The organism is Parasphingorhabdus sp. (assembly GCF_041748495.1).
In the GTDB taxonomy this organism is placed as follows: Bacteria; Pseudomonadota; Alphaproteobacteria; order Sphingomonadales; family Sphingomonadaceae; genus Parasphingorhabdus.
The window spans coordinates 1-21,221 of the sequence record NZ_JBGTDD010000185.1 but is presented as its reverse complement, the minus strand read 5'-3'; the positions used below and the strand labels follow the sequence as shown (position 1 = coordinate 21,221).

23 protein-coding genes and 1 pseudogene are annotated in these 21,221 nt (G+C 58.5%); 12 read left to right on the top strand and 12 right to left on the bottom strand.

Annotated features, from left to right (window positions below; translation table 11 throughout):
• Together ACEW8J_RS15605 and ACEW8J_RS15600 are read left to right on the top strand one after the other, a co-directional pair.
• Positions 1–310 (top strand): annotated as a pseudogene (locus ACEW8J_RS15605) (energy-dependent translational throttle protein EttA); the annotation flags it as partial.
• A gap of 152 nt (positions 311–462) precedes the next feature.
• Positions 463–858, top strand: a complete 396-nt coding sequence (locus ACEW8J_RS15600) for a metallopeptidase family protein (protein ID WP_373492561.1) — start codon at positions 463–465, stop codon at positions 856–858.
• Between the two features lie 95 nt (positions 859–953).
• Here ACEW8J_RS15600 and putP read toward each other — a convergent pair whose 3' ends face one another.
• The 6 genes from putP to ACEW8J_RS15570 form a co-directional block, all read right to left on the bottom strand.
• Complete coding sequence (putP, locus tag ACEW8J_RS15595) at positions 954–2,432, bottom strand: sodium/proline symporter PutP (protein ID WP_373492560.1); 1,479 nt, start codon at positions 2,430–2,432, stop codon at positions 954–956.
• A gap of 105 nt (positions 2,433–2,537) precedes the next feature.
• Positions 2,538–3,296, bottom strand: coding sequence for an NYN domain-containing protein (locus ACEW8J_RS15590; protein ID WP_373492559.1), 759 nt, complete (start codon positions 3,294–3,296; stop codon positions 2,538–2,540).
• Between the two features lie 218 nt (positions 3,297–3,514).
• Positions 3,515–4,141 (bottom strand): pyridoxamine 5'-phosphate oxidase family protein, encoded by a 627-nt coding sequence (locus ACEW8J_RS15585; RefSeq protein WP_373492558.1) that lies wholly within the window; start codon positions 4,139–4,141, stop codon positions 3,515–3,517.
• The gene (locus tag ACEW8J_RS15580; protein WP_373492557.1) at positions 4,138–4,764 is read right to left on the bottom strand and encodes a carbonic anhydrase; all 627 of its coding nucleotides are present in this window, start codon (positions 4,762–4,764) and stop codon (positions 4,138–4,140) included. The genes ACEW8J_RS15585 and ACEW8J_RS15580 overlap by 4 nt, the downstream gene beginning before the upstream one ends.
• Positions 4,764–5,075: a DUF190 domain-containing protein gene (locus ACEW8J_RS15575; protein WP_373492556.1), complete on the bottom strand. Its 312-nt coding sequence runs from the start codon at positions 5,073–5,075 to the stop codon at positions 4,764–4,766. Before ACEW8J_RS15575 ends, ACEW8J_RS15580 begins: the two co-directional genes overlap by 1 nt.
• A 3-nt stretch (positions 5,076–5,078) precedes the next feature.
• Entirely contained in the window at positions 5,079–6,059 is a 981-nt protein-coding gene (locus ACEW8J_RS15570) for a sodium-dependent bicarbonate transport family permease (RefSeq protein ID WP_373492555.1), read from the bottom strand.
• Positions 6,060–6,154: 95 nt separating this feature from the next.
• Here ACEW8J_RS15570 and lipA point away from each other — a divergent pair, with 95 nt between their 5' ends.
• The gene (gene lipA, locus ACEW8J_RS15565) at positions 6,155–7,108 is read left to right on the top strand and encodes a lipoyl synthase (protein WP_373492562.1); all 954 of its coding nucleotides are present in this window, start codon (positions 6,155–6,157) and stop codon (positions 7,106–7,108) included.
• Entirely contained in the window at positions 7,095–7,580 is a 486-nt protein-coding gene (locus ACEW8J_RS15560) for a type II toxin-antitoxin system RatA family toxin (protein ID WP_373492554.1), read from the top strand. The genes lipA and ACEW8J_RS15560 overlap by 14 nt, the downstream gene beginning before the upstream one ends.
• Here the strand turns inward: ACEW8J_RS15560 and ACEW8J_RS15555 are convergent.
• The 3 genes from ACEW8J_RS15555 to ACEW8J_RS15545 are packed head-to-tail and all read right to left on the bottom strand — an operon-like array spanning position 7,529 to position 9,758.
• Positions 7,529–8,044 carry a CinA family protein gene (locus ACEW8J_RS15555; RefSeq protein ID WP_373492553.1) on the bottom strand — a complete coding sequence of 172 codons (516 nt, stop codon included), beginning with the start codon at positions 8,042–8,044 and terminating at the stop codon, positions 7,529–7,531. The genes ACEW8J_RS15560 and ACEW8J_RS15555 overlap by 52 nt on opposite strands.
• 20 nt (positions 8,045–8,064) lie before the next feature.
• On the bottom strand, positions 8,065–8,583 hold the full coding sequence (locus tag ACEW8J_RS15550) for a hypothetical protein (protein WP_373492552.1): 519 nt from the start codon (positions 8,581–8,583) through the stop codon (positions 8,065–8,067).
• A complete protein-coding gene (locus tag ACEW8J_RS15545) occupies positions 8,580–9,758 on the bottom strand; it encodes a bifunctional 2-C-methyl-D-erythritol 4-phosphate cytidylyltransferase/2-C-methyl-D-erythritol 2,4-cyclodiphosphate synthase (protein ID WP_373492551.1) in 1,179 nt (392 codons plus the stop codon). The genes ACEW8J_RS15550 and ACEW8J_RS15545 overlap by 4 nt, the downstream gene beginning before the upstream one ends.
• A 92-nt stretch (positions 9,759–9,850) precedes the next feature.
• Here ACEW8J_RS15545 and dusB point away from each other — a divergent pair, with 92 nt between their 5' ends.
• The 7 genes from dusB (at position 9,851) to hflX (ending at position 19,090) form a co-directional block, all read left to right on the top strand.
• A complete protein-coding gene (dusB, locus tag ACEW8J_RS15540) occupies positions 9,851–10,846 on the top strand; it encodes a tRNA dihydrouridine synthase DusB (protein WP_373492550.1) in 996 nt (331 codons plus the stop codon).
• Positions 10,846–11,919, top strand: a complete 1,074-nt coding sequence (locus ACEW8J_RS15535; protein ID WP_373492549.1) for a nitrogen regulation protein NR(II) — start codon at positions 10,846–10,848, stop codon at positions 11,917–11,919. Before dusB ends, ACEW8J_RS15535 begins: the two co-directional genes overlap by 1 nt.
• Positions 11,920–11,933: 14 nt before the next feature.
• Positions 11,934–13,349 carry a nitrogen regulation protein NR(I) gene (gene ntrC, locus ACEW8J_RS15530; RefSeq protein ID WP_373492548.1) on the top strand — a complete coding sequence of 472 codons (1,416 nt, stop codon included), beginning with the start codon at positions 11,934–11,936 and terminating at the stop codon, positions 13,347–13,349.
• Positions 13,350–13,445: 96 nt separating this feature from the next.
• A complete protein-coding gene (locus ACEW8J_RS15525) occupies positions 13,446–15,737 on the top strand; it encodes an ATP-binding protein (RefSeq protein ID WP_373492547.1) in 2,292 nt (763 codons plus the stop codon).
• A 16-nt stretch (positions 15,738–15,753) separates the two neighbouring features.
• Positions 15,754–17,136: a sigma-54-dependent transcriptional regulator gene (locus ACEW8J_RS15520; protein WP_373492546.1), complete on the top strand. Its 1,383-nt coding sequence runs from the start codon at positions 15,754–15,756 to the stop codon at positions 17,134–17,136.
• A 164-nt stretch (positions 17,137–17,300) separates the two neighbouring features.
• Positions 17,301–17,795: an RNA chaperone Hfq gene (gene hfq / locus ACEW8J_RS15515; protein ID WP_373492545.1), complete on the top strand. Its 495-nt coding sequence runs from the start codon at positions 17,301–17,303 to the stop codon at positions 17,793–17,795.
• Complete coding sequence (gene hflX / locus ACEW8J_RS15510; protein ID WP_373492544.1) at positions 17,792–19,090, top strand: GTPase HflX; 1,299 nt, start codon at positions 17,792–17,794, stop codon at positions 19,088–19,090. Before hfq ends, hflX begins: the two co-directional genes overlap by 4 nt.
• Before the next feature lie 4 nt (positions 19,091–19,094).
• On the opposite strand, the gene mazG is transcribed toward hflX, so the two are convergent.
• Positions 19,095–19,838, bottom strand: a complete 744-nt coding sequence (gene mazG / locus ACEW8J_RS15505) for a nucleoside triphosphate pyrophosphohydrolase (RefSeq protein WP_373492543.1) — start codon at positions 19,836–19,838, stop codon at positions 19,095–19,097.
• Between the two features lie 50 nt (positions 19,839–19,888).
• On the opposite strand from mazG, the gene ACEW8J_RS15500 reads away from it, so the two are divergent.
• Positions 19,889–20,245, top strand: coding sequence for a hypothetical protein (locus ACEW8J_RS15500; protein ID WP_373492542.1), 357 nt, complete (start codon positions 19,889–19,891; stop codon positions 20,243–20,245).
• 90 nt (positions 20,246–20,335) lie between these two features.
• Here the strand turns inward: ACEW8J_RS15500 and ACEW8J_RS15495 are convergent, their stop codons facing one another.
• Complete coding sequence (locus ACEW8J_RS15495; RefSeq protein WP_373492541.1) at positions 20,336–20,956, bottom strand: TIGR02281 family clan AA aspartic protease; 621 nt, start codon at positions 20,954–20,956, stop codon at positions 20,336–20,338.
• 3 nt (positions 20,957–20,959) lie between these two features.
• Positions 20,960–21,221: MBL fold metallo-hydrolase (locus ACEW8J_RS15490; protein ID WP_373492540.1), on the bottom strand; the 262-nt coding region annotated here is incomplete at its 5' end.

Genomic DNA, 21,221 nt, shown 5'->3' with positions numbered 1-21,221 from the left:
CCATCTCGCCAAGATGCTGAAAGAAGGCGGCAACGTGCTGCTGCTCGATGAGCCCACCAACGATCTCGACGTCGAAACTTTGCGCGCGTTGGAAGATGCGTTGGAAAACTTCGCCGGCTGCGCCGTGGTCATCTCGCATGATCGCTTCTTCCTCGATCGGCTGGCGACGCATATCCTGGCGTTTGAAGGCGACAGTCATGTCGAGTGGTTCGAAGGCAATTTCGAGAGCTATGAAGAGGACAAGCGACGGCGTTTGGGCGATGCGGCGGATCGGCCGACCCGGGTGGCTTATAAGAAGTTGACCAGATGATATGAGGCCCTTCTCCCTTAAGGGAGAAGGAGAATGCAAATCATTCAGAAATCCGTGCCCGATAATATCAACCTGCGACCCGGTAAGAGAGAAGGGTCGCGGTCGGCCGAAACCGCCTTTTCCCGGAACCGCACCATACCTATATCCGTAGGATGACCAACCCACCGACCATCACCGATTTTGAAACCATCGCCTGGCGCGTGTTTGAAACCATCCCGGCACCGTTCGCCGAGCATCTCGGCGACATCGTGCTGCGGATCGAGGACTGGCCGGCGCAGGAGATTCTGGACTATTTCGGGATGACCAGTCCCTATCAATTATCGGGGCTCTATCAGGGCGTACCGGTCGGTGAAAAATCGCAATGGGCACCGCCGAGCGGCGAGGGGGATCATATCACGCTCTATCGCCGGCCGCTGCTGGCCGAAATGGCGCAGACCGGCGTCGCGCTCGAAAGCTTGATCCGTCACGTGGTTATCCACGAGGTGGGCCATCATTTCGGCCTCAGCGATGCGGATATGCACGCGATCGAGGATAGTGTGGAGGATTGAATCCCCCAAGGCGCCTCGATCCGTCATGCTGAACTCTATTCAGCATCCAGAGCCGCGATCATTGACTGCGCCACCTTGACGCTCCGGATAGCGGATCAACTTTGGTATAACGGTTCCGGCTGTTTCCCTGCCAGACTCACCCCGACGATAGCAATCATCGCCGCAACGAAGCCCGGAATGATCTCGTAAACCCCGGACCCGCCCATGAAGGCCGCGTTCCAGCCCATCGCGATCCAGATAATCACCACGCCGGCCCCGGTTACCAGCCCGGCAACCGCCCCGGCGCCGGTCATCCGCTGCCAGGTTAGCGACAGCAGAATCAGCGGCCCGAACGCCGCGCCAAAGCCGGCCCAGGCGTTGCTCACCAGCCCCAGCACCTGGCTGTCCGGATCACTGGCGATATAGATCGCCACCAGCGCCACCAGCGCGACAAACAGCCGCCCGATATTGACGGTTTCCCGCTCGCTGGCATTCTTGCGCAGGAACAGGCGGTAGAAATCCTCGGTCAGCGAGCTGGAACTGACCAGCAATTGCGAGCTGATCGTGCTCATGATCGCGGCCAGCAGAGCGGCCAGCAGGAATCCGGTAATCAGCGGATGGAACAGGAGATTCGCCAGCAGGATAAAAATCGTCTCCGGATCCTCCAGCAGTAGCCCGTTCATCTCGACATAGGCGCGGCCGGTGATGCCGACGCCGATTGATCCGAGCAGTGCCACGCCCATCCAGCTCATCCCGATATTGCGCGCCTTCGGCACGTCCGCCAGCGAACGGATCGCCATGAAGCGCACGATGATATGCGGCTGCCCGAAATAGCCGAGCCCCCAGGTGATCGCCGACAGAAAGCCGATGAACGACAGGCCCGCGGTCAGGCTGAGATAATCAGGGTCCACCCCGTTCAGCGTCGCCGCCACCGCGCTCGCCCCGCCGTCATGGGTCAGCACCACGATCGGCATCAGCACCAGCGCCACCACCATGATGCAGCCCTGGACAAAATCGGTCAGGCTGACCGCCAGAAAACCGCCGACCATCGTGTAGGCCAGCACCACACCCGCGGTCATCCAGATGCCGGTCATATAATCGCTGATCCCGGAGATGCCGAACAGCCCGGCAAAGCTGGTCTCGAACAATTTTCCGCCACCGACCAGGCCGGCTGCGGTGTAGACCGCGAAGAACAGCACGATGATGATCGCCGATGCGACCCGCAGCGCCAGCGCCTTGTCGGGAAAGCGGTTGGCGAGAAACTCGGGGATGGTGAGCGCATTGCCCATCCGGTGAGTCTGCTCACGCAGCCGCGGCGCGACCACGATCCAGTTGACCAGCGCGCCGAGGAACAGGCCGATGCCGATCCACACCTCGACCAGTCCCGCCGCATAAAGCGCGCCGGGCAACCCGAGCAGCAGCCAGCCCGACATGTCGGACGCCCCCGCCGACAGGGCCGCGACCGCCGGATGCAGGTTGCGGCCACCAAGCAGATAGCCTTCGCTGCTATCCGTGGACTTGCGCCAGGCATAAAAGCCGATGGCCAGCATGCCGATGAAATAAAGGGCGAGTGAAATCAGGGCTCCGGTTTGCATCCGGCATACATAACGATTTTGAGCCGCGAGTCACCACCTGCCTTTTTTGAGGGGTGAATGGAGTTTCTTCTGCACATCCTTCTCCCTCACCAGAGAAGCGCCAACCTACCGCAGCCGCTTGACGAACAGATGCCCGTGATCATCGCGCTTGGTCTGGAAATTGGGCACCGCTTCGAACATTTCCGACAATCTGGCAAAACCGTAGTTGCGCACGTCGAAACTCGACCGGTTGCCGGCGATCTTGCCGACTTCGCTGAGGCTGGCATAGCCTTCCGCATCGCGCTTGGTGGCCTGATAGGCATCGATCAGCAGGTTGAGCAGTTCGTCATCCACCTTGCCACCGCTGTCGCTAACATTACCGCCATTATCCACCTTGGCCGGCGTCTTGACGTCACTTCTGCCACCGCCCCGGTTGCGTTTATCGGCCTTGATCAGCGCATCGACATCGATGAAGCGGCTGCACGCCTGGCGAAAGCCCTCCGGCGTCTTGGCGCTGCCAAAGCCGTAGACCGGTAGCCCCTCCTGCCGGATCCGCATCGCCAGCGGCATGAAGTCGCTGTCGCTCGACATGATCCCGAAGCCGCTGACATTGCCGCGAAACAGCAGGTCCATGGCGTCAATTGTCATTTTCATGTCGGTGGCATTCTTGCCCTTGGTCAGGTCGAACTGCTGCTGCGGCTCGATGCCATATTTGTGCAGGATATCGACCCAGCCCTTGAGCGACTGCTTGCGCCAATTGCCATAGGCGCGGCGGATATTGACCGTACCAAGCTCCGCCAGCGCGGTGAGCACGGGATCGATACCATTGTGGCTGGCATTGTCGGAATCGATCAGCAGGGCGATATTGTCATTATGTTGATTCATCGCGCGGTGATGGACCGCGAGGGGAGGGCGTTCAAGTATAAAAACGGCCTTTCCAGCAGTCGGTCGCATCGATCAGGCTTGGTGTCGCTCTTCGGCATCGCCTCCGCCGCGATTGTCCGCCAGGGCGCGTGCCAACGGCCGGTTTATAGCGATAGCGGCGTTTTTCACAGCATGGCCTTGTAAAATATGCAGGGATCATCGGCAGGTCAATCCGACAATCAGGGAACCAGCCAGATGCCCTCCCATCGAACCGCCGCCGCATTCCAGTGAAACCGTGCGCGTCGATGACCGCGATGCGCAAGATACAGCCATTCAATGGTTTCCACCTCCACCAGCAATATGGCAAAATTGGTGCGGCCCGTGCGCACCTGGTCCGGTGTAGGTTTCACACCCTCGATGGCCGAAGCAAGACCGGAGGTCGGCGCATCGACCGGGCTGCCGGGCGCAGGTTCGGCAAGATAGCAACGCTGACCATAGAGCGATGCCTGCTCCCATGCAGCATCGGCGTCGGGTCCGGTCGACTGGACTTCAGCTTTTCCGGAGAGACGCAGTTGCACCTTTGCCTCCGGATGATAGCCGAGCAGAGAAACGCTGGCACCCCGACCGACCTCGGCGACCTTGGATCCGCGCAGATCGGTGTTGAAGCGCAGGCGGCGACTATGCTGATCGACCGCGCGCAGGACCATGATCCGCTGGCTTGCAGTGCCCGCGCCGGTAACCGTTGCGACAACGGGCGTATGCAGCGGGGAGTGGCGGTCCGCAGCCCCCGCGCGCAGAAGTTCCCATGCTTGCTTAAGAGACAGGCTTAAGTCATTGAGAAAGGGATCGTCTTTGACTTCGGTCATTCCACCGCTGAAAATGCGCCGCGGGCTTCGTCCAGTGTGAACAGCGTTGCTTCGCCGATCGCGTACCAGGCCCCGTGCAATTTGAGTTCGCCGCGCTGCTCACGCTCGGCAATGAAGGGAAAGGTGCGCAGATTGTCGAGACTGATCTTGACCGCTTCCAGTTCCAGTGCACGCTGCGGATCGTCAGGGTTGGCGGCGAGAACCCGGTTGCGGGCATCGGTAATGATCGACATCCAGTCATCGATGAAACTATGTCCGGATACGCCAAGGTCACCACCCTTGAGCGCGGCGCTGATACCGCCGCACTGGCCATGGCCCATGACGACCACATGCTTGACATTCAGGCCGGTGACCCCGAATTCGATCGCTGCAGACGCCCCATGGATCCCGCCCCTGCTGTCAAAGGGGGGTACGAGATTGGCAACATTGCGCAACGCGAACATCTGGCCGGGCCCGGTGTCGAAAATCGTCGCCGGATCGACCCGGCTGTCGCAGCAGGAAATGACCATCACGGGCGGATTTTGGCCATGTTGCGACAGTTCGTCGAACCGGGCCTTTTGCCGCGGATAGTTATATTCGCGAAATCTCTTGTAACCATCAAGCAAGGCGTTGAATTCTGGCATTAAAATCGGTCTCCACGGATGACTTCGACGTTGCCGATGGTGATCAGCAGCCCGTGACTTTCGAGCAGGGGAGCAACCTCGTCTGCGAATCGGCGGGCCTTTTCCTCGCTGGCGATCATCAGGACAATCGATTTCGCTGCCGCTCCGGTGATCTCGTCATGATCCCAGCGACCGTCGCGGCCACCGCCTGAGGCGATTTTGATGACGCTCCAGCCCGAAATGTCGACTTTTTTCACATAGCTGATGATTTTCGGCACCAGCGGCGTGTCGACCAGAATCTCGATGCGTTTGCGCATTACGGTTGCGACCATGAATTACCCCAGAAAATTGGCCAAAGCGGCAAAGAGCGAGATACCGAAAATAATATTGAAAGGGAAGGTGATACCCAGGGACATCGACAGATATATCCCGGGATCGGCCTGTGGCAAGGCCAGCCGCATCGCCGCCGGTACCGCAATATAGGAAGCGCTGGCGCATAGAACGCCCAGAATCGCGGCGCTGCCGGGATCCAGGCCAATCAGCGTCCCGGCCACCGTCCCGATGCTGCCATTGATGATCGGCAACAGGATCGCCAACATGGCCAGCGGCACGGTGATCTTGCGCGTCTGGATCAGGCGGCGGGCGGCGATCAGGCCCATATCAAGCAGGAACAGGCACAAGACGCCGTTGAAACCGACAGCAAATAGCGGCTTGATCGGTTCGAACCGGGCTTCGCCGGCCACCATGCCGATCGCGAAGGCGCCAAGCAAGAGGATCACCGAGCCATTGGTCAATACTTCATGCATTAAGTTCGGGCGTTCGTCCGCCGCGGAACCAGTCGCTGGTATCGCTTCGGATTTTTTCGAATAGGCGCGCGCCAGCAGCAATCCGGTGATAATCGCCGGCGTTTCCATCAGCGCCATGACGCCAACCATGAAGCCGTCGGGACGCATACCCTGACCGGAGAGCAGTTCGACCGCGGTCACGAAGGTGACCACGCTGACCGAGCCATAATGGGCGGCAACCGCACCCGCATCGCTGGCGTCCAGCTTGCCGAAAGTCCTCAATAGGAAAAAGGCCAGGATCGGCAGGGTCAATCCCAGCACGACGCCCACGATGGCGGCAGACGCCAGAGCATCTGAAAAGCCCGTCGACGCGACCTCGACGCCGCCCTTCAGGCCGATGGCAGTCATCAGATAGATGGACATGGCTTTGGCAAAGGGTTCGGGAATGGTCAGATCGGAGCGGATCGCCGCAGCCATGAATCCCAGAATGAAGAACAGGATGACCGGTGATGTCAGTGTTTCAACAATCATCAACTTCTCCCTGGCCTCGACAGTCCCAATTATCAAATCGGCTAGGCAAGCATATCGCGGTTGGCAAGTGGCATGTGCATCGCTATCTGATAGAAATGAACGAAATTACCAAGATATCGCCGCCGGATAGCGAACCACAGAGACTGCGCAAGCCCGACTGGATTCGGGTCAAGGCCCCGATGGGTGCCGAATTCGAAAAGACCCGTGCGCTGATGCGGGAGCACAAGCTGAACACGGTTTGCGAGGAAGCCGCTTGCCCGAATATTGGCGAGTGCTGGACCAAGAAGCATGCCACTGTGATGATCCTCGGCGATGTCTGCACCCGCGCCTGTGCCTTCTGCAACGTGAAAACCGGCATGCCGATGGCGGTCGACGCTCTCGAACCGCAACATACGGCCGATGCCGCCGCCAAGCTGGGGCTGGAGCATATCGTCGTGACCTCGGTCGACCGAGATGATCTCGCCGATGGCGGGGCCAGCCAGTTTGTCAAGGTGATCGAAGCCCTGCGCCGCACCACACCGACCACCACGATCGAGATATTGACCCCCGATTTTCGCAACAAGAGCGAAGCGGCGGTCGAAGCGATCGTTGCCGCGCGGCCGGATGTCTACAACCATAACCTGGAGACGGTACCGCGGCTTTATCCGACGATTCGGCCCGGTGCGCGCTATTATGCCTCGCTGCGGCTGCTCGAACAGGTCAAGCGGCTTGATCCGTCCATCTTCACCAAGTCCGGCATCATGCTGGGCCTCAGCGAACAAAGGCTGGAAGTGCATCAGGTAATGGATGACATGCGCAGCGCCGACGTCGATTTTCTGACCATGGGCCAATATCTGCAACCGACGACCAAACATGTCCGGGTTAGCGAATTCGTCAAGCCGCAGGCGTTCGATGCTTATGCCTCGGTCGCTCGCGCAAAGGGCTTCCTGCTCGTGGCCTCCAGTCCGCTGACCCGGTCCAGCTATCACGCCGGCGAGGATTTCGCCAAAATGCGCCAGGCGCGTGAAGAAAAGCTGGCCCGGGCGGGTGTATCGAATGCCGGTTCATAGGGAGACCCGCGATCTGCCCTACAGCGCTGCCCAAATGTACGCGCTGGTCGCGGACGTTGGGCGCTATCAGGAATTTCTGCCCTGGGTCGTCGGCACACGCGTCCGCTCGGACAGCAACACCGAGATGCTGGCGGACGTGCTGGTCGGTTTCAAGGGGCTGAGAGAACAGTTTACCTCACGGGTCATCAAGGCGCACAACCAGTCAATCGATGTCGATTATCTCGATGGACCGCTCAAGCAGCTGCACAATGAATGGCGGTTTCGATCGCGCGAAGGCGGCGGCAGCCATGTCGATTTTTACGTCGAGTTCACCTTCAAGAACCGGATGTTCGAAAAACTCGCCGGCCAGATGTTTGCCCGGGCGCTGCACAAGATGACCAGCGCCTTTGTCGACCGTGCTGGCGAAATATATGGAGACAGCTATTCGCTTTCTTCGGGCAACAACAATTCCAGTGCGACCCGCACGGCCTGAAGCCGGATATCCGCGCGGCTTTTGTCGTCGCCAAAATTTTTGCGGTCGGCAACCACATCATCCGACCCTTTGTCCTTTTCGGCTTTTGCGAACACAACGGTGCCAACAGGTTTCTTTTCCGTGCCGCCGCCTGGCCCGGCCACGCCGGTGATAGCCACAGCCACGTCACAGCCCGACCGCTCCAGCGCGCCTTGTGCCATTTCCCATGCGACCGCAATGGAGACTGCGCCAAATGTATCCAGCAGGTCACCACTGACTCCCAGCATATTCCGCTTGGCGCCGTTGGAATATGTCGTGAAACCGCAATCGAACACATCACTGCTTCCCGACACTTCGGTCAAGGCGGCCGCGACCAGACCGCCGGTACAGCTTTCGGCAACCGATATTCGCCTGCCGACTGCGCGGTTCTTCTCGATGACTTCAGTCGCCAGGGCGACAATTTCCGGTGGTAGGAGATTGTTCATATACGGGTGCGTCTAGCGCGTCATCCCCGTGCTTTGCAAATAGGAATGTCCTGTTTCTTGCCGTCCTTGGCCGTAGCCTGCACGATCGTGATCACCAGACTGGCAAGATTGGCGGACGGCATCGGTTCCAGATCACCATAGATTTTCCCGATGGCCTGACAATCTTTCGGCTTGATTTCGTTGCCGATGAGCTGGGTTAACATGGCGTCGGCAATTGGTCGCAACAGCGCGTCGTCCATATCCGGTGGCAGCTTGTCGCCCGCCAGCACATTCACTGCATTTCTGGCTTGGGGCCACGCGGATTCGGATGCCGTCCGATATTTGGCAAGCTGCTGGGAATTTTTAATCATCAGCGGCGCGTTCGCCGGCAGGCTGGCGGCGCATTTTGCCCGACTGGCATCGACCGCCTTGGGCAGGATATAGGTGACCAGCGCCTCGGCCTGCACGACGCTTAGGCAGGCTGCCGGTGCGGTCGATTGGGCTGCGGCGCCTTGGCTCAGGCTGAGCATCGCCAGGCCGATGGTAATTTTGGTCTTCATGAATTTTCCTCCAGAGAAATGGTCGCAATGGCCTGCGCCGCTATACCCTCACCGCGACCGGCAAAGCCGAGTCCTTCGGTCGTGGTCGCCTTCAGGCTGACCCGATCGATGTCGATCGATAGGAGATTGGCGATGCTGTTGCGCATATTTTCGCGATGCGGTTTGATTTTCGGTGCTTCACAAATGATAGTCATATCCACATTATGGATGATCCCACCTTTCTCCCGGATGAGCGAAGCGGCAAATTCGACAAAGCGGGCAGAGGGCGCTCCGCGCCATTGCGGGTCGGAGGGCGGGAAATGATCACCAATGTCACCAGCCGACACCGCACCCAGCAAGGCATCGGTCAGCGCGTGGAGCAGAACATCGGCATCACTGTGCCCGGCCAGTCCCTTTTCGTGGTCGATTTTCAGCCCGCCCAGCCATAGCTGTTCGCCAATGGCCAGACGATGCACATCGTAACCCATTCCGGTGCGGATCTGACGCATGGATTCTGTTCCTTTTCCGCCGAAATCGGCCGGCAATGTATATTTCTTCAGCGCTTCATCGCCTTCGATGGTCGACACCGCATGACCGGCCGCCTTGAAGACTTGCGCATCATCGCTGGCATTCGGCTCGCCGGCAAAATTTTCATGCGCAGCCAGAAGTTTGGCAAAGTCAAAGGCCTGCGGGGTTTGCACCCGCCACAAGATGTTCCGGTCAACGGTCCGGTCCAGCTGACCGTCGCCGATCTGCACCATAGTGTCGACACTGGGCAAGACCGGGATCGCCGCCGGTGCGCTTTTCAATTGTTCGAGGAGACGGTTGATAACCGCATGCGACACGAACGGCCGCGCGGCGTCATGGATCAGAACATATCTGCCGCCGCCGGCGCTCCGGATCGCCAGCAGCCCGTTGCAAACCGATTGCTGGCGCGTAGCGCCACCGATCACGATCCGGTGCGACGCCAGCGGAGCAAGGGCGCTGTCCATCTGCTTCTCCTGTCCCGCTGCCACCACCACCCAGACATGATCAATCCCGGGGTGAGAGGAAAGGCGCTCCACGCTATGCCGCACCATCGGTTTTCCGTCCACCGGCTGAAACTGCTTGGGGCCATCCAGTCCCGCCCGCGCACCGACCCCGGCGGCCACGATCAGCGCATGGGTTTGTTCGGAGAGATCAAGGGGTTCAACCATGGATTGCGATCTACGCCGAGAATAAGGATGAAGCAATTCTTGCCTCGCATTTGATTTGACGATAGAGGCTGCTTAAATTTTAGGCAGCGCGAATGAAACTTGAACCGATCTTTATTGGCAATTTGAAAATTGAAAGCCCGGTGATCCTGGCCCCGATGACCGGTGTCACCGATTTGCCGTTCCGCAAACTGGTCCGGCGCTTTGGCTCCGGGCTCAATGTGACGGAAATGATCGCCAGTCAGGCGATGATCCGGGAAACCCGCCAGTCACTGCAGAAATGCGCCTGGGATCCGATCGAAGAACCGGTCTCGATGCAGCTTGCAGGCTGTGATCCGGTCACCATGGCCGAGGCCGCCAGGCTCAATGAAGACCGCGGCGCGCAGATCATCGACATTAACATGGGGTGTCCGGTCAAAAAGGTTGTCAACGGCGATGCCGGCTCGGCGCTGATGCGCGATCTGCCGCTGGCAGCCTCGCTGATCAAGGCAACGGTCGCGGCGGTGAATGTGCCGGTCACCGTGAAAATGCGGATGGGCTGGGACCATCAGAGCCTGAACGCACCGGAACTCGCCCATATCGCGGAAGATCTCGGCGCGAAAATGATTGTCGTCCACGGCAGGACCCGTTGCCAGATGTACCGCGACAGCGCCGACTGGTCCTTTGTAAGCAAAGTGAAGCAAGCGGTCTCGGTGCCGGTGATCGTCAATGGCGATATTTGCACCCTCGAAGACGGCCAGGCCGCGCTCGAGCAAAGCGGGGCCGACGGCGTGATGATTGGCCGCGGCGCCTATGGCAAACCGTGGCTATTGGGTCAATTCATGCACTGGTTCAAAACCGGGGAACGGCTGCCGGATCCGGATCTTGCCACGCAATATGCGATTCTCAACGAACATTATCGCGACATGATGAAGCTCTACGGCGAAGATGTCGGCGTCAAGGTCGCCCGCAAGCATGTCGGCTGGTATACCAAGGGGCTGACCGGTTCGGCAGAATTTCGCAATCGGGCGAACAGCGTCAGTGATCCGCATGTCGTTCTGCAAATGCTGGAGGATTTCTATTCGCCTTGGCTGAATAAAGCGGCAGCTTGATGGACGGGTTTCCCCCGGCAGAACAAATTCTCGCTGGTCTCAGCCACGCCTTGATCGTCATCGATTCGGACCATCTGATCAGCCGGGTCAACCCCTCAGGCGAAGCGCTGTTCGGAACCAGCGCCAAGCATCTGGTCGGCCGCCGGATCGATCAGGTCCTGCACTTTGCTGACCCCAGACTCAATGCGGCGCTGACCGAAGCGGATATCAGTCTTACCGCGCGCGGGGTGATGGTTGCCAGCGATGACCGCAGGCTCGGTATCGCCGATTTCGACATTCATCCACTGGCATCGGACTCCGGCTGGCGTCTGATTTCGCTGTCGCTGATGCCGCAGGACGGTCCTATTCTCGAAAGCGAGCATGACGATCCGTCCAATCTTGCAATCCGCGCCCCGGACATATTGAGCCACGAGATCAAGAATCCGCTGGCTGCGATCCGCGGTGCCGCCCAGCTGCTCGACCGGCAGCTCGACGAGTCGCAAAAGCCGCTGACCCAGATGATCACCGCCGAGGTCGAGCGCGTGGTCAATCTGCTCAACCGGATGCAGACCCTGTCATCCAATCAGCCGGCGCAGACCAAGCCGGTCAATATCCACACCCTGATCGACCAGGCCCGCCGGTCGACCGAGGCCGCCACTGGCCAGGCCGTCAAGATCCAGGACAAGTTCGATCCGTCGCTGCCCGACGCGCTGATCGATCCGGACGCGATGATGCAGGTCTTGACCAATGTGCTGGCCAATGCCGTCGACGCTACCAAGCATCTGCCCAACCCGGAAATCCGCATCATCACCCGCTACAGTTTCGGTGCCTCGCTGTCGGCCCAGGGCGAATATGCCGCGATCCGCCTGCCGATCCAGATCATGGTCTGCGACAATGGCCCTGGCGTCCCCGCAGAACTGGAGCGCGAGATATTCTCGCCCTTCGTCTCGACCAAGAAGGAAGGGCAGGGCCTCGGCCTCGCCCTCGTGAAAAAGCTGATGCGCGATATGAACGGCCGCATTCGCTATGATCGTGCCAATCAGGACGAGATGAGCCGCTTCACCCTGTTCCTCCCCGTTGCCCCGAAAAACTGACCGCAGGACATTCCATGGCCAAAGAAAAAATCATATTAGTCGAGGACGACCTCTCGGTCAGCCATGTCATCATCACCGCCCTGCGCGCCGAAGGCTATGATGTCGAAAATTGCAAGTCGATCGCCGAACGCGATGCGCTGATGGCGAGCAGCCGCTATGATCTGCTGCTCACCGATGTCGGGCTGGGCGAGGGCGACGGCATTTCCTCCCTCGGCAGCGTCAAGGCGACCCATCCGGATATCCCGATCATCATCATTTCCGCCCAGAACACGCTCAACACCGCGGTGCGGGCGTCAGAGACTGGCGCCTTTGAATATCTGCCCAAGCCGTTCGACCTCGACGAGCTGGTCACCGTCGTCGGCCAGGCGCTGAAGCCGAAGAATATTCAGCCGATCGAGCCCTCGATGGACGAGGAAAGCCTGCCGCTGGTCGGCCGCAGCCCGGCAATGCAGGACGTCTACCGGATGATCGCCCGGCTGCTGAAGAACGATCTCTCGGTGCTGGTGCTCGGCGAATCGGGCACCGGCAAGGAACTGGTCGCCGAGGCCATCCACGGGCTGGGCCACCGCAAGTCCGGGCCGTTCATCGCCGTCAACATGGCCGCCATCCCCTCGGAACTGATCGAGGCGGAACTGTTCGGCCACGAAAAAGGTGCCTTCACCGGCGCTGTCGCCAGCGCCTCGGGAAAATTCGAGCAGGCGCAGGGCGGCACCCTGTTTCTCGACGAAATCGGCGACATGCCGATGCACGCCCAGACCCGGCTGCTCCGCGCGCTGCAGACCGGCGAGATCAACCGCGTTGGCGGCAAGGGCCCGGTCAAGCTTGACGTCCGGATCATCGCTGCCACCAATCATGATTTTGTCGCCTTGATCGAACAGGGCAAGTTCCGTGAAGATCTCTATTACCGGATCAACGTGGTGCCGATCGAACTGCCGCCGCTGCGGGAGCGCGCCAGCGATATTCCGGCGCTGACCAACCATTTCCTGAAGCTCGCGGTCACCGAAGGCCTGCCCCACAAGCAGATTTCCCCCGAGGGGATGAACCTGCTCTGTCACAATTACTGGCGCGGCAATGTCCGGGAACTCAAGAATGTCATCTATCGCCTCGTCGTGACCGGACGGGAGGACACATTGTCCGAGGACGCCATTCGCCAGATCCTCGCGACGGAACGCGGCGAGGACCGGGCAGAATCGGCCAATATGGAGTTTGAAGCCCATATCAAGTCGATTGTGCTGGATCTGATGGTCGCGCCGGAAAAGGAAAATCTATACGTCCGGGCGCTGGAAAAATTCGAAAAGCCGTTGCTGACCGAGATGATGCACCACGCACATGGCAATCAGATCAAGGCCGCCCGGATTCTTGGCATCAACCGCAACACATTGCGCAAGAAACTCAACGAATATCAGATCGATCCCGCCCGGTCCAAATAGAACGGCACGACGAAGCGACCGTTTGATTCGCTGAACCGTGATATTTTTGCAATATTAGTGCTTTTCCTGCAACGAAACTGTTGTATTGAAAGCACAATGACGGTTTCTAACCAGGCTCAGGAACAGCGTGTCCCCAATTGGCTGCGGCGCCTGGCGCTATTGGCGGAGAAAGAGTCCGTCATGAAACGGGTCGAATGGGCCGTCATGCTGCTGTTTGCTGCGATCATGCTCGGCACCTATTTTCTGCTGCGCGGCCAATCCAACCAGACCGACTTCATTTCTCCGCCGCTGACCGCGGCTTTGCTGGTAGCGAACCTGATCCCGGCGATGATATTGCTGGTGCTGTTCGGCCGGCGGATTGCCAAGGGCAGGGCGGCCAAGTCGTCGATCGGCAGTAAGGGCCGCCTGCATGTCCGCCTGGTCGCCTTGTTCTCGCTGGTCGCCAGCATTCCGATGCTGCTCGTGGTGATTTTTGCCTCGCTCTTGTTTCAATATGGGGTTGAATTCTGGTTCTCCGACCGGGCGCGCGGCATGCTGGAAAATGCCAATGATCTGGCGCGTGGCTATTATGAGCAGAACCAGCGGGAAGTGGGTGAAGAGACGATCACCATGGCCAATGATTTGCGCAATTATTTGCAGCAGGCCGATCTCCAGAGCCCGGAATTCGCCGAAGGCTATGTGTTTCAGGTGCTGTCGCGCAAGCTCAATGAATCCGCCATCATCGAAATCGGGGCCGATGGCGTCGCCCGGACAGCCGCCGCCGTCGATCCCGATGACGAGGATCAGCAGGCCAAAATAACGCCGGCGGTACTGAAGCAGCTGGAAGAGGGGCAGGATTATGTCGTGACCGCACAGCCGAACAAGATCGAGGCGGTGACCGCTCTTGATCTCGGTTCACGCATCTTTCTCTATGCGGCCCGCGATTCCGACATGCTGGCGCTGAGCCAGTGGGAGCGCGCGCAGGCCGTGCTCGCAGATTATGAAGAGCTGTTTTCACGCTCCCGAAGCCTGCAACTGCAGTTCAATATCGCCCTGTTCGTCGTTTCGCTGTTCATCGTCGGGCTGGTGTTGTGGATTGCCCTGCTGGTCGCGGACCGAATGGTCAAGCCGGTGAGCGCTCTGGTACATGCGGCCAAGCGGGTCACCGAAGGGGATCTGGCCACACGCGTTCCCACCACCTTCGAAAGCGACGAAATCGGAACGCTGGGACGTGCCTTCAACCGCATGACCGAGCGCCTGGAAACCCAGACCACAGCGCTGATCACCGCCAACGAGCAATTGGGCAGCCGGCGGGCGTTTATCGAGGCGGTGCTGGAATCTGTTACCGCGGGAATCATCAGTCTGAATGAGAAGGGCGAAATCAAGCTGGTGAATTCGCAGGCGCTGTCGCTGCTGTCCAAACCGCTGGATGACCTGCTTGACGCCAGAATTGGCGAAGCGGCACCAGAATTTGCCGAACTGATCCAGGACGGCGTGGAAGACAGTATCATCGAATTTGCCTCCGACTCGGACTTGCGGACATTGGCGGTAAAGATTGTCGGCGGCCCCAACGGCCACGTCATCACCTTTGAAGACATAACCCAGCAACTGCTTGACCAGCGGCGCGCGGCATGGTCCGACGTCGCCAGGCGCATCGCCCATGAAATCAAGAATCCGTTGACCCCGATCCAGCTGGCAGCGGAACGGTTGCAGCGCCGGTTTGGTAAACGCATCACCGATGATGCCGAGATATTTGAAAATCTGACCAACACGATTGTCCGGCAAGTCGGGGATTTGCGCAATATTGTTGATGAATTTTCCTCTTTCGCGCGCATGCCCAAACCGGTTTTCCGCGAGGAAAATCTGGACGATATCCTGAAGCAGGCCCTGTTCATGCAGGATGTGGCATGGTCGACCATCAGCTTTGACTTCGTTTCGGAAGATCAGCCAATATCTCTTGTCTGCGATCGTCGGCAGCTGGGACAGGCGCTGACCAATATCATCAAGAATGCTGCCGAAGCGATCGAGCAAAAGGCAGAGACAAGCAGCGAATTCCAGGTTTCCGACGGTGAAGTGGAGCTGGCTCTCCGTACCGAAAACAAGATGATCGTCATCGAATTGACCGACAATGGCATCGGCCTGCCGATCGAGCGCGATCGGATCGTCGAACCCTATATGACGACAAGGGCGAGCGGCACTGGTCTCGGCCTGGCGATCGTCAAGAAGATCGTCGAGGAGCATTTTGGCGAGATGAAGTTCAGCGACGCGCCCGCAGGCGGGACCAGGGTAACCATCCGGCTCAGTCCAGTCAAATTGGCGCGACTGTCGCAGGGACCGGAAGCCGATTCCGCCAGACAGGGATCAGAGCCGGCTGGCAGTGACGAACAGATGGTAGTTATTGATAAATGAGAGTTAGAGGTTCCACATGGCATTAGATATTCTGGTTGTCGACGACGAACCCGATATTCGTGATCTGATATCCGGTGTTCTGGAGGACGAGGGCTATACCACCCGGGTGGCCGCCGATAGCGACGCCGCCCTGGCCGCTGTCAACGAGCGGCGACCGTCGCTGGTGTTGCTCGACGTCTGGCTCAGGGGGTCGCGCCTTGACGGGCTGGAATTGCTGACCGAACTGAAGCAACTCGATGCCAAAATGCCGATCATCGTGATCTCCGGACATGGCAATATCGACACGGCTGTTGCCGCCATTTCGCAAGGTGCCGTCGATTTTATCGAGAAACCGTTCGAAGCGGAACATTTGCTGCATCTGGTAGCGCGATCGACGGAAACCGAGCGCCTACGCCGCGAGAACGAGATTTTGAAGGCGAGGGTTGGCTTCGCCGATGAACTGACCGGCAATTCTGCCGCTGTAAACAACGTCCGCGCGACGCTGAAACGCGTTGCCGGCACCGGTAGCCGCTTGCTGATTTCCGGACCGGCAGGGGTTGGCAAGGAAGTTGCCGCGCGGTTGATGCACAATTGGAGCACGCGCTCCAACGCAGCCTTCGTGACGATCAGCGCCGCGCGGCTGTCGCCGGAAAGCGTCGAAGAGGAGCTGTTCGGGACCGAACTCAACGGCAAGATCGTCAAAACTGGTCTGATGGAAGAGGCCCATGGCGGGACTCTGTTCATCGATGAGGTTGCGGATATGCCGCTCGATACCCAAGGCAAGATTTTGCGGGTGCTGACCGAGCAAAGCTTCAACCGGCTCGGGGGTTCGCAGAAAGTCAATGTCGATGTCCGCGTCGTGTCGGCGACGTCGCGCGACCTGGAAGTGGAGATAAGCGAAAAGCGCTTCCGCGAAGATCTGTTCTATCGCCTCAACGTCGTGCCGGTTGTCTTGCCGCCCCTCAATCAGAGGCGCGAAGATATTCCGGTGCTGGTCGACCATTATGCCGCCCGTTTTGCCGCAGAACAGCGGCTGCAGCCTCCTGAAATTTCGGATGAAGCGATGGCGGCATTGCAGGCCTGCGACTGGCCCGGCAATGTCCGGCAGTTGCGTAATGTTGTCGAACGGACGATCATTCTGGCTCCGAAGGATAATTTCACCAGGATCGAGGTTGAGATGTTGCCACCGGAAGTGCTGGGAAATGACGATGATCTCGATCAGGGCGTGGCGTCGCTGATGGGATCGCCGCTGCGCGAGGCGCGGGAAAGCTTTGAACGGGAATATCTGAAGGTACAGATCCGGCGTTTTTCCGGCAATATATCCAAAACCGCCAATTTCATCGGCATGGAACGATCGGCCTTGCACCGCAAATTGAAGATATTGGGTCTCACCTCGCGAAAGAAATCGGACGAGGAGTGACCGAAGTCATCATCCACCCCAATGGTTAGGCGCCGAAATCATCAGGCTGTTGTCGTTGGCGGACAAATTTCATATAGGCACGGGAAGGGTCGTCGAAAAAACAAGATGCCGCCGCCGAAAACATAATATGCCATCGCAAAGATCGCCAATAACTGGAGTCAAATATGACCGATAAATCAAACAATCTACAGGATTTGTTTCTCAACTCCCTCCGCAAGACGAAAACCCCTGTGACGATGTTTTTGGTCAAGGGAGTCAAGCTTCAGGGCATTGTGACCTGGTTCGACAATTTTTCTGTGCTGCTCCGACGCGACGGGCAATCCCAATTGGTCTACAAGCATGCGATTTCGACGATCATGCCGTCAGAAGCGCTTGACACACAGCCCTTTGCCGATCTGATGAACAATGCAAAAAGCCGGGCAGGGGTGCTGCAGGAGGTCTTCCTGACCGCCGTTCGCGACAGCACCGATCCGGTTACGATGTTTCTCGTCAATGGTGTGATGTTGCAGGGCGAAGTCTCTGCTTATGATCTGTTTTGTATCCTGCTCGAGCGGGAAGGCCTGTCGCAACTGGTTTACAAGCACGCGATTTCTACGGTGCAACCGGGCGGCCCGATCAATCTTGCCGACTATAACAACAGTGATGATGGTGCGCATTGATACCATTTGAGAAGGAAAGTCTCGACAGCAAGAGCCGCCGGGCGCTCATCGTTCATCCTGACATGGCGTCGCTCAGCCAGTCTGCGCTCGAACATCGGCTGACCGAGGCGGTCGGCCTTGCCCTCGCCATCGGCCTGGTTGCCACCGCGCCTCACTATTTTTCGGTGCGCAAACCCAAGCCGGCAACCTTGTTCGGGTCGGGTCAGGTAGACCAGATCCAGAAGATGATGAAGGAGCATTCCGCCACGATTCTGATCGTGGACGGCAGCTTGAGCGCCATCCAGCAGCGCAATCTGGAAGAGAAGCTCGACGTCAAGGTGATTGACCGGACCGGGCTTATCCTCGAGATATTCGGCGCCCGGGCAGCGACGGCAGAGGGACGTCTGCAGGTAGAGCTTGCGCATCTGGATTATCAGGCCGGTCGGCTTGTTCGGAGCTGGACTCACCTCGAACGGCAGCGCGGCGGTTTTGGCTTTCTTGGCGGTCCCGGTGAAACCCAGATCGAGTCCGATCGCCGGATGATCCGTGACCGCATGGCAAAACTGCGCAAGGATCTCGACCATCTGCGCAAGACCCGCGCGCTACACCGCGAACGGCGACAGCGGGCGCCCTGGCCGGTGATTGCCCTGGTTGGCTATACCAATGCCGGAAAATCGACCCTGTTCAACCGGCTGACCGGTGCGGACGTCTTTGCCGAGGATCTGCTGTTTGCAACGCTGGATCCGACGATGCGGGAATTCTCCCTACCCGGATATGACAAGGCGATTCTGTCCGACACGGTTGGATTCGTCTCCGATCTTCCGACGCAATTGGTCGCGGCCTTCCGCGCCACTCTGGAAGAGGTGAGTGTCGCCGACATTGTCATCCATGTGCGTGATATTTCGCATGAAGCGAGCGACGCACAGGCGCGGGATGTCAGGCAAATTCTGGCCGATCTCGGTGTGTCCGAGGAAGCGGGCGAGGGGCCACCGGTGATCGAAGCCTGGAACAAGATCGACAGAATCGATCCGGACGACCCGCAATTTGCGCGTATCTTTTCGCCCTTGCCGGAAAATATCTGCACGATCTCGGCCGAGACCGGAGCCGGTATTGAGAAACTGGTCGAACTGATCGCGAAGACCTTGTCGGAAGGTCACAAGTCCGAACATATCACCATCCCGGCTTCCGACGGCATGCGGATGGCCTGGTTGCACGAAAATGGCCGGGTCCTCAGCAGCGAACCGCAGGCGGACAATCTCAGAATGAAGGTGGAAATGTCGCCGCGAAACTGGGGCCGCTACCGTGCACTGGACTGAGTGATCAGCTCGCAGCCGCGCGCGCCTTGGCTTTCTGCCATTCCGCTTCCAGCTCTTCGAGCGTGAAATCTTGCAATTCTTTACCGAGACTGGCCTCTACTAGATTGAATCTCTTGGTAAACTTATCCGTCGCATCGGTCAGCGCCCGTTCCGCATCGACCTTGTAATGGCGGGCAAGATTGACTGCGGAAAAAAGCAGATCGCCGATTTCCTCATATATTTCTTCTTCATTCCGGGCGGCTGCGACCTCGTCCAGTTCTTCCAGCAGCTTGTCCCTCACCTGCGCCGTGTCCGGCCAGTCAAACCCCACCCGCGCCGCGCGCTTCTGTATTTTCTGCGCGCGCAACAGGGCGGGCAGGGCCAGCGCCACGCCATCCAGCGCGCTTGACTGGCCCGATTGCTCCCGTTCACCGGCCTTGATCTGCTCCCATCCCGGACTGGCCTCGGCCGCACCGAAAATATGCGGATGCCGCCGGGTCATTTTGTCGCAGATCGACTCGACCACATCGGCAAAATCAAACGCGTCGCGGTCGGCTGCGATCTGGCTGTGAAACACCACCTGCAACAGCAGATCACCCAGTTCGTCCTTGAGTGACAACATATCGTCACGTTTTATGGCATCGGCAACTTCATAGGCTTCCTCGATCGTATAAGGCGCGATCGTCTGGAAGGTCTGCACCTTGTCCCATTCGCAGCCATCGTCCGGATCGCGCAAACGCCGCATGATTTCCAGCAACGGATCGATCAACGGAGAATCCCGCCCGGCCTGAGCGCTGTCCGAAGCAGGCGAAAACGACCTTGCGGCGGATCTTGTGTGACGATGCGGCAATCCTGCACATGGCGGCTCATGGGATAATCCTGTTCCTGGCTGATTTCGGCATCATCCCGTGCGGCGCTGCTCATGAGACCATCGCATATTTGCCTGTTCATGAGGCGTTCGCGAATATGTTTGGCCATGAAACAGAAGCAATCCCGGGCTTGGTTGGTGATGAAAATGATGCAACCGCGGGCCTCGCTGGTAATGAAAACAAGTCACTGCGAACTTGGCCGACAATGAAAATGAAACGGCTGCGCGCATGGTTGGCATTGAAAGTGAAGAAGCTGCGAGCCTGGCTGATCATCAGACAATTGCGTCCATGGCTGCTCATCAGATGAGCATGTGATTTCGAGCAGGGGATCGCTGGATTGTACATCGACAGGCACTCGTCATTAAGGTTGATAATATATATTATGTTAAATTAAATATCATTCCGCCGGGTCGCCACCCCGCGGTTCCAACACCATTTCCGTCCCCTCTACGCGCCAACTTCGCAAACTTGATAAAAAATTCATCCCGATCACGTTCGAATCGCCAAATTCCGGCGCTACTACCACTGGCAAATTACGAACTTCCATCGGGCCAATTTGCAACGAATCTATGCTCCCGCGCTGCGCTTGCACCGATCCGTTGGCGGTGCTCAAAATCACCGGAAACGGACTGTCGCTGACGTCAACACCGCTCATCTGCGCCGTTCGCAAATTCATCGCCGTCGTCGTTGCACCGCTATCAATCAGAAAGCGGACCGGCTGCGCATTTACATTTGCATCAACCCAGAAATGGCCATCTGCAGATTGCTGAATTCTGATCGTGTCCCCCACAACCGTCTGTTGGTTCGCACCGCTCATTTCGCCAGACACCCGGTTCCAGACCGCCATTATTTCGCGCTGATAGGAAAACATGACGATGAACGCCGCAAATATCGCGACCCATATCAATATATTGCGTACGATCTCGCCAAATCCGATACGTCGGGAGAATAATGCACTGGCGACCAGAACCAACGCACCGATGGCAAAAACGAGATTGATATTTTGATCTTCGGTCACCGGTCAGATTTCTTCCACATAGCCATCATAGCCTGGCCGGATCTGGTCCGGCAATATGCTCACAAGATGGCGATAGTCCATCGACTTGTCCATATGCGTCAACAGGCTCAATCCCGGCTCAACATCCCCGATCAATGCCAAGGTCATATCCAGATGCGCGTGGGTGGGATGCGGCTTGGCGCGCAAGGCGTCGACAATGAACAGATCGCAATTCCGGTACAACGCCCGCATTTCCGGTGTAATCTCGCCAAAATCAGTCGCGTAG